At 44.3% G+C, this 612-nt stretch carries 1 protein-coding gene; it reads right to left on the bottom strand.

The window, feature by feature from the left end:
- Positions 1-612 (bottom strand): YmdB family metallophosphoesterase (locus tag ACFIK8_RS10150; RefSeq protein WP_375669351.1); only part of this gene is annotated, 612 nt, incomplete at both ends.

Genomic DNA, 612 nt, shown 5'->3' with positions numbered 1-612 from the left:
ACCTCGCGCTGGCTCATAACGATCCTGCTTCTTTTGATAAAGAAAACGGTGTAAAGGCTCTTCCTTATCCATCCCAAGCGACGAATTATAATCTCCACACATCCCCGCATCCGACAAATAAGCACTGCCTCCTTCTAAAATTTGTGCATCAGCCGTTGGAGTGTGTGTGTGGGTGCCTACAATAACGCTGACACGACCATCAAGAAAATGCCCAAAACATTGCTTCTCACTCGTCGTTTCTGCGTGAAAGTCAAAAATAATCGCATCTGCTTGCTCCATCAAAGAACAGGCGAACAGAATATTTTCAGCTGTTTCAAACGGATCATCGACCTTGCACGGCATAAAAACTTTCCCTAAAAGATTCGCAACAAGGACACGAGCTCCATTCTTCGCCGTAAAAACACCCGAACCCCTTCCTGGAGTTTCCTTAGAAAAGTTGGCTGGACGTAAAAAACGATCGTTCTCATGCGCATAGTACAATGTTTCTTTGCATGAAAAAGCGTGATTGCCCGTTGTCACAACGTCAACACCGACCATTAAAAGATCTTGATAAATCTCCTGGCTGATACCAAAACCACCAGAAGCATTTTCACCATTCACGACAACAAAATC

This window comes from Bartonella sp. MR168JLCBS (genome assembly GCF_042194175.1).
Note: the sequence above shows the minus strand (reverse complement) of the source record. Positions and strands in the feature narration are given on the sequence as shown.